This is a genomic window from Mycobacterium sp. VKM Ac-1816D (assembly GCF_000416385.1).
GTDB classification, from domain to species: domain Bacteria; phylum Actinomycetota; class Actinomycetes; order Mycobacteriales; family Mycobacteriaceae; genus Mycobacterium; species Mycobacterium neoaurum_A.
The window spans coordinates 16815-32802 of record NZ_AOHQ01000137.1; the positions used below are offsets into that span (position 1 = coordinate 16815).

17 protein-coding genes are annotated in these 15988 nt (G+C 66.7%); 11 read left to right on the forward strand and 6 right to left on the reverse strand.

The genetic code is table 11. From position 1 onward, the window contains the following. Nucleotides 1-49: 49 nt before the first annotated feature. Together G154_RS15225 and G154_RS15230 are read left to right on the forward strand one after the other, a co-directional pair. Entirely contained in the window at nucleotides 50-970 is a 921-nt protein-coding gene (locus G154_RS15225; RefSeq protein WP_019510956.1) for an alpha/beta fold hydrolase, read from the forward strand. Nucleotides 971-984: 14 nt separating this feature from the next. Continuing rightward, complete coding sequence (locus G154_RS15230; protein WP_019510955.1) at nucleotides 985-1845, forward strand: LLM class F420-dependent oxidoreductase; 861 nt, start codon at nucleotides 985-987, stop codon at nucleotides 1843-1845. 46 nt (nucleotides 1846-1891) lie between these two features. Here the strand turns inward: G154_RS15230 and G154_RS15235 are convergent, their stop codons facing one another. The 3 genes from G154_RS15235 to G154_RS15245 form a co-directional block, all read right to left on the reverse strand. Further along, the gene (locus G154_RS15235) at nucleotides 1892-3172 is read right to left on the reverse strand and encodes a competence/damage-inducible protein A (protein ID WP_019510954.1); all 1281 of its coding nucleotides are present in this window, start codon (nucleotides 3170-3172) and stop codon (nucleotides 1892-1894) included. Between the two features lie 25 nt (nucleotides 3173-3197). Beyond that, entirely contained in the window at nucleotides 3198-3422 is a 225-nt protein-coding gene (locus tag G154_RS15240; RefSeq protein WP_019510953.1) for a hypothetical protein, read from the reverse strand. A gap of 78 nt (nucleotides 3423-3500) precedes the next feature. After that, entirely contained in the window at nucleotides 3501-4244 is a 744-nt protein-coding gene (locus G154_RS15245; RefSeq protein ID WP_023985836.1) for a glucose 1-dehydrogenase, read from the reverse strand. 103 nt (nucleotides 4245-4347) lie between these two features. Between G154_RS15245 and G154_RS15250 the strand changes: the two genes are divergently transcribed. From G154_RS15250 to G154_RS15270, 5 genes are all read left to right on the forward strand, one after another. After that, the gene (locus G154_RS15250; RefSeq protein WP_019510951.1) at nucleotides 4348-5424 is read left to right on the forward strand and encodes a diacylglycerol kinase; all 1077 of its coding nucleotides are present in this window, start codon (nucleotides 4348-4350) and stop codon (nucleotides 5422-5424) included. A 24-nt stretch (nucleotides 5425-5448) separates the two neighbouring features. After that, nucleotides 5449-6198: an HAD family phosphatase gene (locus G154_RS15255; RefSeq protein ID WP_019510950.1), complete on the forward strand. Its 750-nt coding sequence runs from the start codon at nucleotides 5449-5451 to the stop codon at nucleotides 6196-6198. Between the two features lie 215 nt (nucleotides 6199-6413). Further along, entirely contained in the window at nucleotides 6414-7130 is a 717-nt protein-coding gene (locus G154_RS15260; RefSeq protein WP_019510949.1) for an SDR family NAD(P)-dependent oxidoreductase, read from the forward strand. A 23-nt stretch (nucleotides 7131-7153) separates the two neighbouring features. Further along, a complete protein-coding gene (locus tag G154_RS27125) occupies nucleotides 7154-7753 on the forward strand; it encodes an SDR family NAD(P)-dependent oxidoreductase (protein ID WP_019510948.1) in 600 nt (199 codons plus the stop codon). Further along, a complete protein-coding gene (locus G154_RS15270; protein WP_115657266.1) occupies nucleotides 7636-8616 on the forward strand; it encodes an ABC transporter substrate-binding protein in 981 nt (326 codons plus the stop codon). The genes G154_RS27125 and G154_RS15270 overlap by 118 nt, the downstream gene beginning before the upstream one ends. Before the next feature lie 30 nt (nucleotides 8617-8646). Here G154_RS15270 and G154_RS15275 read toward each other — a convergent pair whose 3' ends face one another. Next, a complete protein-coding gene (locus G154_RS15275; RefSeq protein WP_019510946.1) occupies nucleotides 8647-9291 on the reverse strand; it encodes a hypothetical protein in 645 nt (214 codons plus the stop codon). Between the two features lie 179 nt (nucleotides 9292-9470). Here G154_RS15275 and G154_RS15280 point away from each other — a divergent pair, with 179 nt between their 5' ends. The 3 genes from G154_RS15280 to G154_RS15290 all read left to right on the forward strand — a co-directional run bounded on the left by G154_RS15280 (nucleotide 9471) and on the right by G154_RS15290 (nucleotide 13551). After that, nucleotides 9471-10601 (forward strand): nitronate monooxygenase, encoded by a 1131-nt coding sequence (locus G154_RS15280; protein ID WP_019510945.1) that lies wholly within the window; start codon nucleotides 9471-9473, stop codon nucleotides 10599-10601. Between the two features lie 144 nt (nucleotides 10602-10745). Beyond that, nucleotides 10746-11303: a TetR/AcrR family transcriptional regulator gene (locus tag G154_RS15285; protein WP_023985837.1), complete on the forward strand. Its 558-nt coding sequence runs from the start codon at nucleotides 10746-10748 to the stop codon at nucleotides 11301-11303. Nucleotide 11304: 1 nt separating this feature from the next. Continuing rightward, nucleotides 11305-13551 (forward strand): molybdopterin-dependent oxidoreductase, encoded by a 2247-nt coding sequence (locus G154_RS15290; RefSeq protein ID WP_019510943.1) that lies wholly within the window; start codon nucleotides 11305-11307, stop codon nucleotides 13549-13551. A 12-nt stretch (nucleotides 13552-13563) separates the two neighbouring features. On the opposite strand, the gene G154_RS15295 is transcribed toward G154_RS15290, so the two are convergent. Then, complete coding sequence (locus tag G154_RS15295; RefSeq protein WP_023985838.1) at nucleotides 13564-14205, reverse strand: hypothetical protein; 642 nt, start codon at nucleotides 14203-14205, stop codon at nucleotides 13564-13566. Nucleotides 14206-14414: 209 nt separating this feature from the next. On the opposite strand from G154_RS15295, the gene G154_RS15300 reads away from it, so the two are divergent. Continuing rightward, nucleotides 14415-15689 carry a cytochrome P450 gene (locus G154_RS15300; protein WP_019510071.1) on the forward strand — a complete coding sequence of 425 codons (1275 nt, stop codon included), beginning with the start codon at nucleotides 14415-14417 and terminating at the stop codon, nucleotides 15687-15689. On the opposite strand, the gene G154_RS26025 is transcribed toward G154_RS15300, so the two are convergent. Beyond that, nucleotides 15634-15984, reverse strand: a complete 351-nt coding sequence (locus tag G154_RS26025; RefSeq protein WP_081650033.1) for a hypothetical protein — start codon at nucleotides 15982-15984, stop codon at nucleotides 15634-15636. The two genes, G154_RS15300 and G154_RS26025, sit on opposite strands and share 56 nt — an antisense overlap. Nucleotides 15985-15988: the final 4 nt, after the last annotated feature.

A 15988-nucleotide genomic window follows, 5' to 3' on the forward strand; every position in this document is an offset into this window, starting at 1 on the left:
CACGCGGGCCTGGGTGTTTCCGGACTGTTAGCCGTGACACACTCTGCTGATGGTTCCACCCATCGAGCGCCCCAAGCTGGAGGGCAATGTCGCGGTCAGCGCAGACCGCCAACTCGGTTTCGCCGAGTTCGGTGACCCACAGGGCCGGGCGATCTTCTGGTTGCACGGCACCCCAGGGGCGCGACGCCAGATACCTGCCGAAGCTCGCGCCTATGCCGAACTGGAGAAGATTCGGCTGATCGGGGTCGACCGGCCCGGCATCGGTTCCTCGACACCGCACCAGTACCCGAACGTACTGGCCTTCGCCGCGGATCTGGGCACGATCGCCGACACTCTGGGCATCGACGAGTTCGCGGTCGTCGGATTGTCCGGTGGCGGGCCCTACACGCTGGCCACCGCCGCCGCCATGCCCGACAGGGTGGTCGCGGCCGGTGTACTCGGCGGTGTGGCGCCCTACGTGGGACCCGACGGCATCACCAGTCCGCTGATGAACCTGGGCTCGACGGTGGCGCCCGTCCTGCACCTCGCCGGGGCTCCCATCCGGTTGGTAGCGGCGACGGTGATCAAGATCGTCGCGCCGATCGGGTCACCGGCACTCGATCTCTACGCCCGCGTGTCGCCCGAGGGTGACCGCAAGCTGCTGGGGCGACCGGAGTTCAAGGCCATGTTCCTCGACGATCTGCTCAACGGCAGCCGCAAACAGTTGGCTGCGCCGTTCTACGACATCGTCGACTTCGTCAGGGACTGGGGTTTCCGCCTCGACGAGGTGAAGGTGCCGGTGCGCTGGTGGCATGGCGACAGGGACCACATCGTCCCCTTCTCCCACGGCGCGCACGCGGTGTCCCGGCTCCCCGACGCCGAGATGACGGTGCTGTCCGGCGAAAGCCATCTCGGGGGCCTCGGTCGCGCCGAGGAGATCCTCCGTACGATGTTGGACATCTGGGATCGCGAGAGGCCAAACTCTCGCTGAAAGGAGTTCGGCACGTGGATCTTTCGGGCACCGGCATCTGGAGTTCACACTTGCGCTACGGTGACGCCGGGCAGGCCGCCGAGGCGGTGGCCGAACTGGAGCAGCTGGGTTATCCGGCGGTCTGGATCCCGGATGTGGGCGGACCGGTGCTCGAGTCGGTGGAGAATCTGCTCGCGGCGACCACGAGGATCACCGTGGCCACCGGCATCCTGAACCTGTGGATGCACGCTCCGGCAGAGGTCGCCGCCGCGCACGCGCGTCTGCAGGCCGCTCACGGCCGGCGGTTCCTGCTGGGCATCGGCGTCAGCCACGCCCCGCTGATCGACTCCAAATCCCCTGGCACCTACCGCAAGCCGCTCGCCGCGACCGCTGCGTTCCTGGACGGGCTCGACAACGCCGAACAACCGGTGCCCGCCGAGGATCGGGTGCTCGCCGCGCTCGGGCCGAAGATGTTGACGCTGGCCGCCGATCGTTCGCGCGGAGCACACCCCTATCTGGTCACCCCGGAGCACACCGCGACAGCCCGCGAGGTCCTCGGGACCGGCCCCCTGCTCCTCCCGGAACAGACGGTGGTGCTCAGCGACGATGCGGATGCTGCCCGCGGTATCGCCCGCGACTGGGTGCGCAACTACCTGGCAATGCCCAACTACGCGAACAACCTGCTGCGGTCCGGCTTCACCGAGGGCGACGTCCACGACGTCAGCGACCGACTTGTCGACGCCATCGTGGTATCCGGTGACGAGGAGGCAATCCTCGCGCGGGTCGACGAGCACAAGGCCGCCGGCGCCGACCATGTCTGCGTGCAGGTCCTCGACGCCGACCCGGCGGTCATGCCGATGGCGCAGTGGCGCAGGCTGGCACCGGTGTTGAACTGACGCGTGCGGGTGAGGCCGACGCGCGTGTCGGTCTCACCTGGTCACGTCAGGGCAGCTGCGTGCTGCCGAGGTGCTCGCGCAGCAGATGCATCGCCACGGTTGTCGACCGCTCGCGGACATCGCTGCGATCCCCTGGCAGGTGCAGTGTCCGCGCCACGGTGTCGCTACCGGCCACGGCCAGCCCGAAACACACCGTGCCCACCGGTTTCTGCTCCGATCCCCCGCCGGGCCCGGCGATACCGGTGATGCCCACCGCCGTGTCTGCGCCGAACCTGGCGAGCGCACCTTCGGCCATCGCCCTGGCGACCGGTTCTGACACCGCGCCGTGCTGGGCGATCAGGGCCTCGTCGACGCCGAGCAACTCGATCTTGGCCTCGTTGGAGTAGGACACCACGCCGCCGGCGAGATAGGCCGAGGAGCCGGCCCGGTCGGCCAGTCGGGCCGCCAACAGACCGGCTGTGCACGATTCCGCGGTGGCGATGGTCCGGCCGGCAAGCGCACCGGCGACCTGGTCATCGATCAGGGAACCGTCCTCGGAGAACAGCTCGCGCGGATAGCGCTCGCGCAGCAGCTCGACAAGGGCGGTGTAGCTGTCGGCGGCGTCGGGTTCATACCGGGTGACGATCTCCAACTCGCCGCGGCGCAGACATGTGGTGATCTCCAGGTTGTCGAATCCGGCCACCTGGAACTGTGCCTCGCGCAGTGTTTCTGCCAGGCCAGACTCGGGCAGCCCGAACATCCGCACCGTCCGTTGCAGGTACCGGGTGCGTCCGGCTATCGCGCGCTGAACCCCGTCGGTGGCCACCGCGGTCGACCACATCGGCTGTAGCTCCCGCGGCGGGCCGGGCAGCACCACGACCGTGGGCTGGTGTTCGGAATACAGCACGACACCAGGGGCGGTGCCCACCGGCTCGAGGATCTGCGCCCCGACCGGCACCATCGCCTGCTTGCGGTTGGCCGCCATCACGGCGTCGAAATCCACACCCGGTCTGCCCGCGCCGAGCCGGCGCAGGATGGCCGCGATGCGCTGTTCCAACGCGTCGTCCAGGACCAGATCGCGACCGTAGAACCGGGCGACGGTGGCGACCGTCAGATCGTCGGCGGTGGGGCCGAGGCCGCCGCTGGTGATGATGAGGTCGACGTTCTGGCCCGCCAGGAAAACCAGCTGTGCGGTGAGATCTTCGGCGCGATCGCCGCATTGGGTGATATGCGCCAGCTCGACGCCCAGCTCCAGCAGTTGGTCGGCCAACCACGGGCCGTTGAGATCACGGACCCGACCGGTCAGCACTTCGGTCCCGGTGATCACGATCCCGGCGCGCACGCTCATGTGTGAAGCCTAGGCAGCGCGTCGGTCAGCGAGACAGCCAGCCCTTCACCGTGTCGAGCTCGCGGGTGTACTGCTCCATCATGTCGTCGTGGTAGCGCGAGCCACCGGAGAGCGCATCGTCACCGCCCCAGATCACCCGAATCCGGGTGGCGTCGCGCAGATAGACGTCGACGCGGTCGATCGTGCGCCGGTTCCATCCCTTGTCGGCGGTGAAGTCGGCGAGGGCCTGCCGTTGCGTTCCGTCAGCCATGGGTCCTCCTCAGTCGGCTGCCCGCCATCCTGCCCTGTGCGGTGGCGGGCGTCGCGAGCGGTGCCGGTCGGCACCGGATCAGAAGAGGTCCTTGTGCGGAACATCGGTCACCAGGCCGCCGTCGACCACGAACTCCGCGCCGGTGGAGAAGGACGACTCGTCGCTGGTCAGAAAGACGATGAAGGTCGCAACCTCTTCGGAGGTACCTGGGCGGCCCAGCGGCGAGGTGACCATATCGTCCGGGAAATGCTTGGTCATCGGGGTACGGATGAATCCGGGGTGCACCGAGTTGATCCGGATGTTGAACTTGCCCAGTTCGATCGCCGCTGACTTCGCCAGACCGCGCACGGCCCACTTGGACGCCACATACGGGTGCACCATCGGCGCGCCACGCAGACCCTCGATCGAGGACACGTTGATGATCGATCCGCCGCCGGCGGCCTTCATCTGCTCGACGACGGCCTGCATACCGAGGAAAGTGCCGGTGAGGTTGACGTCGATGACCTTCTGCCACTTCGCCATGTCGAACTGGCCGATCTTGCCCAGCGCGACGATGCCGGCGTTGTTGACCAGCGTGGTGACCTTGCCATAGGTCTCGACGGCAAGGTTGACCGCGGCCTCCCATTGGTCGGCCTGGGTGACGTCGAGGTGGATGTAGCGTGCGGCGTCACCGATTTCGGCAGCCAGCGCCTCGCCCTTGTCGTCGAGGATGTCGCCGATGACCACCTTGGCACCCTCGGCCACCAGCATCCGGGCGTGCGCGGCGCCCATACCCTGCGCCCCGCCGCTGATCAGTACAACTTTGTCGTCCACGCGTCCCATGCGCGCACACGCTACCGCACGGCATGACAGAACTAGAACCTGTTCCAATTCGCGGCCGAACCGCGCATACTGCGATCAGACCACACACCGTCAGGAGACTCGTATGGCCATTCGCGTGGCACTCGTCGGCACCGGAAACTGCGGGAGGCTGGCCCTGATCCAGCTGATCGAGGATCCGCGATTCGAGCTCGTCGCCGTCGGCACATCCACCGAGTCGAAGGTCGGCGTCGATGCCGGTGAGCTGGCCGGCCTGCATATCAGCACTGGCGTGCGGGCCACCCTCGGCATGGATGACGCCATCGCCGCCGCCCCGGACTGTCTGGTGTACTGCGCGATGGGTGACACCCGCCCCGTGGAGGCCACTCGTGATGTGATGGCCGCCCTGGCCGTAGGCATCAACGTGGTCGGATCCGCGCCGGGGGGCCTGCAATTTCCCTGGGGAGCCATGCCGGAGAAGGCCATCGCCCGGGTGGAAGAGGCTGCTCGCCAGGGGAATTCGAGTGTGTTCATCACCGGGGTCGACCCCGGCTTCGCCAGCGATCTGGTGCCCTTCGCGATCGCCAGCACGTGTCAGCGCATCGACCAGATCAAGACGATGGAGATCGCGGACTACGCCACCTACGACGGCGCCGAGGTGATGTCGATCGTGATGGGATTCGGCAATCCGATCGATCAGCCGGGCATGTTGTTCCTTCCCGGGATCCTCGGCGCCGCGTGGGGAACGGCCATCCAGATGCTCGCGGCGGGACTGGGTGTCGAGGTCGAGGAGATCACCGAGAGCTACGAGCTGGAGCCGGCACCCGAAGATATCGAGGTCGCCACCGGTGTCATCGCCAAGGGCACCGTCGCCGCCATGCGGTTCGAGATCAACGGAATGGTCGGTGGCCGACCTGTGATCGTCGTCGAGCACATCACCAGGGTGCGTGAGGACCTTCGGCCGGACTGGGCCCAACCTGCCCAACCGGGCGGTTCGTACCGCGTGGAGATCACCGGCGAACCGTCCTACGTCGTGGACATCTGCCCGACGAGCGCTCGCGGCGACCACAACTACGCCGCGATCCTGGCCGCTGCGGGGCGGATCGTGAACGCCATCCCGGATGTCATCGCCGCACCCGCAGGCATCCGCACCACCCTCGACCTGCCGCTGGGCACCGGTAAGGGCCTGGTCTATCAGGTCTGATCCACCGATCCGCACAATGGAGGGGTGACCGACCCGCTAGCCGCCGTCCTCGCGAGTCCGCAGGGGCCGCAGGTCGGTGCATTCTTCGATCTCGACGGCACGCTGGTGCGCGGGTTCACCGCAACCGTGCATGCCGGACACCGCTTCCGCAACGGACAGTCCGGCTTCGGTGAACTCACCGGCATCTTGGAGGCCTCGGTCCGCTACAAGGTCGGGCGCATGGAGTTCGCCCGGTTGCTGCAGCGGGCCGCGGGCTATCTGGTCGGCGATTCCCTTGCCGAGCTCGAGGCACTCGGCGATACGTTGTTCAACGAACGCATCATCGGGCGACTGTTCCCGCTGATGACCAAGGTGGTGGCCGCACACCAGGAGCGCGGGCACACCGTCGCCATGAGCTCGTCGGCACTGACCATGCACGCGGGACCGGTCGCCCGGCACCTCGGGATCGAGCATGTCCTGTGCAACCACTTCGACGTCGACGACGCAGGCAGGCTGACCGGTGAGATCGTGCGACCCATCATCTGGGGCCGCAACAAGGCCCGCGCGGTCACCGAGTTCAGCGCCGCCAACGGTATCGAGCTGGGGCGAAGCTTCTGCTACGCCGACGGCACCGAGGATCTGCCGCTGCTCGATGCCGTCGGGCACCCCCACGCGGTGAATCCACGGTCCGGTCTCGCCGCAGCGGCCACCCGGAACGGCTGGCCGATACTGCGGGTCAGTTCCGCGGAGGAACGCCGCCGGTGGTTCCGAACCGCTCGGCCCCGGAGCAGATGACCGCATCGGCGAACCAATACCCGCCTACTGCGTTTCCACCGCGTTAATCACGGTTTCCGAGGTGCTGATCCGGCCTTCGGACACTCCGCATATGCCCAGCTGAGGGCCGGCGTTCCGGACCACTACGTAGAAGTACGGATGACGCAACCACGCTCGAACATCTTCACTCATGCAAGGCCGCGGGGCGTGCCCGCCGCCAGAGAGAAGGTAATGCGATGGGCCGGTTGGCCGGAAAGGTCGCGATAGTCACCGGAGCTGCCGGTGGAATCGGATTGGCGATAGCCAAACGCTGCGCCGACGAAGGCGCCGAGGTCATCGCCACCGATGTGTCGGGGCCCGCCGATATCGACTCCATCCGGGTGCTCGCACAGGACGTGACATCACCCGACCGGTGGGACGAGATCGTCGATAGTGCCGAAAGTGCATACGGCCGAGTCGACATCCTGGTGAACAACGCCGGCGTCGCCGGCTATCAGGACATCGAGAACTCATCGGTGAGTGAGTGGGAGCGGATCATCGGTGTCAATCAGACCGGAGTGCTCTACGGCATGCGCGCGGCCATCCCGGCGATGCGCCGCGCGGGAGGCGGTGCGATCGTGAACGTCTCGTCGATCTGCGGTGCCGCAGCCGTGCCAGGAATCAGCGCTTACCACGCCAGTAAGGGCGCGGTGATCACCATGACCAAGAACGCCGCGATCACGTATGCCGCAGAGCGGATTCGGGCCAACGTCATTCTCCCTGGCTGGATCCCGACACCGATGACACTCGCCCAGACCGACGAGGTCAACAACCGCTACCTCGACCACACACCGTTGGCCGGAGTAGCCGATCCGGACGATATTGCCTGGGGCGCAGTGTTTTTGGCCTCAGACGAAGCGAAATTCATCACCGGAATCGAACTGCCCATCGATGGCGGATATCTGGCCCGGTAGGGCCCGGACCGAAGACAGGAATCATGAACCGACTCGCAGGCAAGATCGCCTTGGTGACCGGAGCGGCGCAAGGCATCGGGCGCAGTGTGGCCGAACAGTTCGCCGCCCAGGGCGCCACCGTCTATGCCACCGACCTCACCACCGGCCAGCCGCCGTCCGGAAGTCAGGCGATGACCCTCGACGTCACCGACCCAGATCAGTGGGCGCAGGTGGTGGACACCATAACCCGCCAGAGCGGGACGATCGACATCCTGGTCAACAACGCCGGCGTGATCGCCTATGCCGACATCGCCACCGTCACCGACGCCGAGTGGGAGCGGGTGCTCGCCGTGGATCAAACGGGCGTCATGCTCGGGATGCGGGCGGTGATTCCCGGAATGAAGCAACGAGGTGGATCCATCATCAACCTGTCCTCGGCCTGGGGCGTCGTGGGCGGATCCGGCGTGGCCGCCTATCAGGCTGCAAAGGGCGCCGTGCGGTCAGTATCGAACAGGCGATGCTCTCGTTGGCCGAGCGCAACGTCGACGCCTTCACCTCCGGGTATTTCGCCTGGCAGGACATTGCCCATGAGATTGCCGCCGATCACGGTGCGCCGTACCTACATGCGGCAACGCTGCAGGTGATGGCAGATCGCGTGCGCGACAATCCAGCCCGCTATGGCCGGATATTCCAGGTGTGCCCCAGCGACACCAACTATGGACCGGGCTTTGTCAGCTTCCTGCAGGACTTACGGACTCGTGACCAGTGGCGGCCGTCAAGCCGCACCTTGGTCGTCTTGCAGGGCGGTTGGGAGGTGACCGATCTCGGCCTGGAGCACGCCGCCGACATCGCCGCTTCCTCGGGCTGGGAACTCCTGGTGATTCCGGTAGGACCCACCGAACGGGACTGGGCGCGATGCGCCGATCGCATCCGAGATCTCGACCCTGCCGCGGTGATGGTGGGCGATTACTTCATCAACGGAGCGTTGGCATTCATCCGTGCGCTGCTCACTGCCGCGCCCGACGCCCTGATCTACTGCTTGTATGCACCCTCGATACCGGAGTTTCGCCAGCGCCTCGGCGAGCAGGCCGAGGGCATCATCTGGGCCACCACAACGGGCACCTACTCCGATCCGGTCGGCACCACGTTCGCCGACTCCTACCGGCGGGCCTACGGGGTGGCGCCCGGACGATCGCACGCCGGGATCAGCTACGACCGAGCGATGATCCTGGCCAATGCGTGGTCGCGCACCACCCGACCGCACGATCACCGGATGGTCGCCGAGGAACTGCGCTCAGGCGTGCACCGGGGCGTCAACGGGGTGTACTACATGGGAGCTGCCGATCAGTCCGCACGTGCGTACCCCGCATCCAACGGTGACGGGTCGCTGGCACTGGCTCATCTGGTGTACCAGATCCAGGGCAACGGCCACCGCATTCTCAGTCCTGCCAGCCAAGCCGACGGAACGTTCCGGCTACCGCCGTGGTTCGATGTCGCGGCTCGTTGATCATCCGAAACGGCCGGCCGATACTGCGGGTCAACTCCGCGGAGGAGCTCCGCCGCTGGGCTCGATGGTCATCATCTGCAAGAAGCACCCGATGAAAACGGGCGGATAGGCTCCGACACCCGCCTCGGCGAGCCACACCGCGGCGTCCTCGGACTCGTGCAGCCAGCGCCGAGCGGTCGACTCGTCGTCGACCTGCTGCAGCATCAGCACCTCGTGCGGGTCATCGAGGGCGCGAAAACTCCAGAACCGCTGCACCCCGGCGGCATGGAATATCGCGGCGTCGTCTCGCACCCGACTGTTCACTCGGCCGATATCGGCGATCGAGCTGATCAGACAGACCATCACCGGCGGGGCGGCATGGGTGTCGCTGTCGAAATCGATGCGTTCGACCAGTTCCCCGGCGAACACCGCAGGTAGGTCTTGCACGCCGACGGCATCGAACCAATCGAAGAACACCCGCGAGCGCAGCAGGTCGCGTACCGGCTCATGGGCGTGAATTCCCAGGATCACCAGAACGCGTTCGGAATCGGTCGTCGAGGTGTAGACCAGGACGTGATGCACGCCCAGGTCCGCGAGCGAGTCGGCGCGTCGTTGCAAGAGCATCCACACCGCAGACGGGTCGGGCACCCGATAGTCGGAGACCAGCACCAGCGAGTTGGCCAGCCAATCCCTCATCGGACACCCCCGGCTCGCGGATACGGTCGCTGTTAATGCCATGTGCCTAGTTCGATAATCACATTCTCGCATGATGGCGTGCAGATCGCGCCAGATATTGCCGGGAGTCCCCTGTCGACGACAGCGGCTGTGATACTAAACTAGAACACGTTTCAGTCGCGCCCAAGCAAGGAGCAGGCATGCACACCGCCCTCTGTGACCAACTCGGCATCGAGTTCCCGATCTTCGCCTTCACCCACTGCCGCGACGTCGTCGTCGCCGTCAGCAAGGCAGGCGGCTTCGGCGTACTCGGGGCGGTCGGGTTCACCCCCGAGCAGCTCGAGGTCGAGCTCAACTGGATCGACGAACACATCGGTGACCACCCCTATGGCGTGGACATCGTGATCCCGAACAAATACGAGGGCATGGACGCCAACATGTCGGCCGACGAGCTGAAGTCGACGTTGAACGCCCTGGTGCCACAGGAACATCTCGACTTTGCCAAGAAGCTGCTGGCCGACCACGGCGTACCCACCGGAGACCTCGACGACAACGCGCTGCAGTTGCTCGGCTGGACCGAGGCGACCGCCACCCCCCAGGTCGAGATCGCCCTACAGCACCCGAAGGTGACCTTGATCGCCAATGCACTGGGGACCCCGCCGGCCGACATGATCAAGCACATCCACGAGTCCGGACGTAAGGTCGCCGCGCTGTGCGGCTCCCCCGCGCAGGCCCTCAAGCACGCCGAGGCCGACGTCGACATCATCATCGCCCAGGGTGGCGAGGGCGGCGGCCACTGCGGCGAGGTCGGCTCGATCGTGCTGTGGCCCCAGGTGGTCAAGGCGGTCGCGCCGCGCCCCGTGCTGGCCGCGGGCGGTATCGGCAGCGGCTACCAGATCGCCGCGGCGCTGGCCATGGGCACACAGGGCGCGTGGACCGGCTCGCAATGGCTGATGGTCGAGGAAGCCGAGAACACCCCGGTGCAACAGGCAACGTATGCGAAGGCGACCAGCCGCGATACCGTGCGCAGCCGTTCGTTCACCGGAAAGCCCTGCCGGATGCTGCGCAACGATTGGACCGATGCCTGGCAGACCGCCGGCAATCCCGAGCCGTTGGGCATGCCCTTGCAGTACATGGTGTCGGGCATGGCCGTGGCCGCCACGCACAAGTTCCCCGACCAGACGATCGACGTTGCCTTCAACCCCATCGGCCAGGTGGTCGGCCAGTTCACCAAGGTCGACAAGACCTCCACCGTCATCGAACGCTGGGTGCAGGAGTATCTCGAGGCGTCCAACACGCTCAACGAGATCAACGAAGCCGCCACCGTGTAGCCCGCGTCCCGCATCGACAGACCCGCGAATCCCGCCGGCCTCCGTTCTCCCGGACCGGCGGGATTCGTGCTGTTCGGGGTTGACCGGAGCGCCTCACGATTATGTATGCTGCTATACATAGTTTTGGCGGGAGGAGTCTGCTCGATGGCCAAACACCGAGACCGGATGGTCGCCTCGGCCGCCGTTCTGATCAGAGAACGCGGAGCGCACGCCACCGCGATCTCCGACGTGCTCGAGCACAGCGGCGCACCCCGTGGATCGGCCTACCACTACTTTCCCGGCGGCCGAACCCAGTTGCTGTGCGAAGCAATCGACTTCGCTGCCGATTTCATCGTGCACCGGATCGCTTCGGCACCGTCCGCGCTCGACGCGCTCGACGCCGTGGCCGACGGTTTCCGCGTCCAGTTGACCGAAACGGGCTACCGAGCCGGTTGCCCGGTGGTCGCGGTCGCGGTGGAAGCCGACAACCCTCAGATCACCGAGCGCGCCGCCGCGGCATTCACCCGCTGGATCGACCAGATCGAGCACAGGCTGCGGGCCGACGGCGTCGATGCCGACCGGGCGGCTGAACTGGCAATGCTGACGACCGCCGCCATCGAGGGCGCCGTGCTGGTCAGCCGCACCACCGGATCGAGCAACGCGCTCGACCTCGTGCACCGACAGTTGCGCGCGCTGGTCACAGCGGCGACCGGAAGGGACTGACATGGCCGTGCAGAGCGACTGGCACCCCACCGCATGCATTCTGTGTGAATGCAACTGCGGCATCGTGGTTGCGCTACAGGACCGGACGATCACCAAGATCCGCGGCGACAAGGCGCACCCCGCCTCGCAGGGCTACACCTGCAACAAGGCGCTGCGTCTGGATCACTATCAGAACAACCCGAACCGACTGACCGCACCGCTGCGCCGTCGCGATGACGGCAGTTACGAGGAGATCGACTGGGAAACCGCGATTTCCGAGATCGCCGAGCGGTTCACGACGGTGCGCGACCAGCACGGCGGGGACAAGGTCTTCTATTACGGCGGCGGCGGACAGGGCAACCATCTTGGCGGCGCATACAGCGGTGCGTTCCTCAAGGCCATCGGTTCGCGGTACCGATCGAATGCACTGGCCCAGGAAAAGACCGGCGAGTTCTGGATCGACGCACAGCTCTACGGCGGGCACACCCGCGGCGAGTTCGAACATGCCGAGGTATCGGTGTTCATCGGCAAGAACCCGTGGATGTCACAGAGCTTCCCGCGGGCGCGGGTGGTGCTCAACGAGATCGCCAAGGATCCGGCACGGTCGATGATCGTCATCGACCCCGTGCGTACCGATACCGCCGAGCTCGCCGACTTCCACCTGCGGGTCCGCCCGGGCACCGATGCGTGGTGCCTGGCCGCGCTCGCCGCGGTGTTGGTGCAGGAGGACCTTTGCGACGAGGAGTTCCTGGCCGCCCGGGTCACCGGGGCGGCGGGTGTGCGCGCGGTACTCGCCGATGTCGATGTGGCCGCGTACGCCACCCGTTGTGGAGTCGACGAGACACTGATTCGTGGCGCCGCCCGGCGCATCGCCGCCGCGGCCAGCGTCTCGGTCTTCGAGGACCTCGGGATCCAACAGGCACCCAACAGCACGTTGTGCTCATATCTGAACAAGCTGCTGTGGATCTTGACCGGCAATTTCGCCAAGCGTGGTACCCAGCACCTACATTCGTCGTTCGCACCGCTGTTCAGCGCCGGGGGTGTCGGCCGCACACCGGTCACCGGCGCCCCGATCATCTCGGGACTGGTGCCCTCCAACGTCGTGCCAGACGAAATCCTCACCGATCACCCCGAACGCATTCGAGCGATGATCGTGGAGAGCAGCAATCCGGCGCACTCGGTGGCCGACTCGGCACACGTCCGCAGCGCGTTGGCCGCGCTGGATCTGCTGGTGGTCATCGATGTCGCGATGACCGAGACCGCGCGCCTGGCGCACTACGTACTGCCGGCCGCCAGCCAGTTCGAAAAAGCCGAGGCGACATTCTTCAATCTGGAGTTCCCGCACAATACGTTTCAGCTGCGCCGCCCGGTCCTCGACCCGCTCCCGGGCACCTTGCCCGAACCGGAGATCTGGGCGCGGCTGGTCCGCGCACTCGGGGTGGTCGACGAGGCGGATCTGCATCCGCTGCGCGTTGCCGCCCGTGCGGGGCTGGAAGCGTACACGGCGGCCTTCTTCACCGCGGTGAGCGCCAATCCCGCACTCGGACGGATTCTTCCGTTCGTGCTGTACGACACGCTCGGCCCGACCCTGCCCGCGGGGCTGAGCGGAGCAGCGGCCCTGTGGGGATTGGCGCAGAAGACCGCGATGGCCTACCCGGAGGCAGTCCGCCGGGCCGGCCATGCCGATGGCAACGCCCTGTTCCTGGCGATCCTGGACCATCCCTCCGGCGTCACCTTCACCGAACACGAGTACGTCGACGACGTCGCGTTGATCAGCCATGCCGACCGGCGGATCGCCCTCGACATTCCCGAGATGCTTGCCGAGACGAGAGCCCTGGCCGCCGGCCGCAGCCCCCTCACCAGCACCGAATTTCCCCTGGTGTTGTCCGCAGGCGAACGCCGTGCCTACACCGCGAACGACATACTGCGCGATCCGTCGTGGCGTAAGCGTGATCAGGATGGCGCCCTGCGGATCAGTCCCGAAGACGCCGATGTTGCCGGTGTAGCCACGGGCGATCTGGTGCGCATCACCACCGCGAGCGGTTCGGCCGTGGCCACCGTCGAGATTAGCGATGCCATGCAGTGCGGGCACATCGCCCTGCCCAACGGTTTCGGAGTGGACCACATCGGTGCCGACGGCCGGGCTGTCGCGCCCGGGGTGGCGCCCAACGAACTGACCGCATCGCAGTGGCGCGACGAGTACGCCGGCACCCCGTGGCACAAACACGTCCCGGCGCGGCTGGAAAGGGTCGTGGCAGCCTCGTCATGAGGCGCCGTACGGCTACGGGAGCGGCAGCGGGGCCGGAGCCTCAGCGGCGGCGGGAACCAGCGGTGCGGGACCCGACGGAGCGGGGGCGGGCGGCAGCGGCGCACCGGGCGGCGGCGGCGCCACCGGCGGCAGCGGCGCGCCCGGAGCCAACGGGGCCGCGGCATCGCGCGGGTACTGGATCGGCACGTTCGGCCCCGGGGCCTGCGCAGGCATCGGGGTGTTCATCCCACGCTGCGCGAGGCCGAGGACCAGCGCCTCCTTCCCACTGATCTCCTGACTCTGGACCGCGTGCCACAGATCGCGCAGGTAGCTGACGTTCGGCGACGGATCGCGGCCGGCCAACGTCGGATCCATGGTGGTGCCCACCGGCAACGCGTCGGGGCTCGGCAGGTGCGGGGTGCCATCCATCGATGGCGCCGGAGCAGCCAGCACCGCATCGGGCGCCGGCGCGGCCGGATCGGGCGCAGGGGCCGGGGCAGCCAGCACCCCGGGTCCGGGTGCCGGTGGAGCCACCACGGGACCGGGCGCGGGCACCGGCGGGACGGGGCTTGGAAGCGGCTCGGCCAGCGCAGTCGCAGGTGCAGCAAGCGCGACGCACACGCTCGCCGCGCACCAGCTCACCGTGGTCACGAACCGACGAAGGTCGACACTCATCGCAGCTGCCTCTCACTGAAGCCAAGGGACCGAAGTTCTGACGCAAAATGTATCTCCACCGACCTGGTTCGCGTTACTCGGACAAAACGAGAACAGGTTCTTCCCAGCACTTCGTACGACTTTGCCGAAGCGGCGCCGCGCAGGCCCCGGGGTGGTGTAGCAATGCGTTAGGCCACTAGACAGCTTCGTCGCGAGGAGTCCTGGACGCCATGACCGACACCGCCCACGCCCGGCAGCCCAACATTCCTCCCGGTTTCGATTTCACCGATCCGGACATCTACGCTCACCGGCTGCCCATCGAGGAATTCGCCGAAATGCGCCGGGTGGCGCCCATCTGGTGGAACGAACAACCGGCAGAAAAGGGCGGCTTCGGCGATGGCGGGTACTGGGTCGTCACCAAGCACAGAGACGTCAAGGAGGTTTCGCGGCGCAGCGACGTCTTCTCCAGCCTGGCCAAGACCGCGCTGCCGCGTTATGCCGACGGCACGGTCAAGGAACAGATCGACACAGGCAAGTTCGTCCTGCTGAACATGGACGCCCCGCATCACACCCACCTGCGCAAGATCATCTCCCGCGCCTTCACTCCGCGCGCCATCGAGCTGTTGCGCGCAGACCTGGCCGAACGGGCCCGCGAGATCGCTGCCAGGGCGGCCGCGGCCGGGTCGGGCGATTTCGTCGAACAGGTGTCCTGCGAATTGCCGCTGCAGGCCATCGCCGGGCTGATGGGTGTTCCTCAGGAAGACCGGATGAAGCTGTTCCACTGGTCCAACCAGATGGTCGGCGACATGGACCCCGAGTTCGCCGGTAACGACGCCATCAGCGCGTCGGTCGAGCTGATCACCTATGGCATGAAGCTGGCCGCCGAACGCGCCGACTCCCCCGGTGAGGACCTGGTCACCAAGCTGGTGCAGGCCGATGTCGAGGGGCACAAGCTCACCGACGACGAACTCGGGTTCTTCGTGGTTCTGCTCGCCGTTGCGGGTAACGAGACGACGCGCAACTCGATCACCCAGGGGATGATGGCGTTCACCGACTTCCCGGATCAGTGGGAGCTGTTCAAGCGGGAGCGGCCGTCGACGACGGCCGACGAGATCGTCCGGTGGGCCACACCGGTGACATCGTTTCAGCGCACCGCTCTCGCCGACACCGAACTGTCCGGGGTGTCGATCAAAAAGGGTCAGCGCGTGGTGATGATGTACCGCGCAGCCAATTTCGACGAGGATGTTTTCGAGGATCCGTACACGTTCGACATCCTGCGTGACCCGAACCCCCATGTCGGCTTCGGCGGCACCGGGGCGCATTACTGCATCGGCACCAGCCTCGCCCGGATGACCATCGATCTGATGTTCAACGCGATCGCCGACGCGATGCCCGACATCACCTCGCTGGCCCAGCCCGAACGGTTGCGGTCCGGCTGGCTCAATGGCATCAAACACTGGCAGGTCGACTACGTGGGCGCGTCGAAACAGGCTGTGCACCACTAGTTGCGGGCTCGGGGTAGTCCAGAACGGAACGCCAGTAGCCCTCATCGATCTCAGCACCCCGGCGCAGCGCCAGCGCGAGCCCGGTTGCCATTGCGATGCCGAGCAGCCCGAGCCACAACCCGGCGAGGGCGATCAGCACCCACAGTGCGGCGGTCAGCGCCGGCCACGGAGACATGATGGCAAGCACCGGCGCGAAGAAGAAGCCGGTGCCGATGTACCAGGACGACCCGGCCCGGTCGCACTGCAACACCGTTCGCAACCATCGGGGAACCCGCGGATCCACTGTTGTGCTCATACCG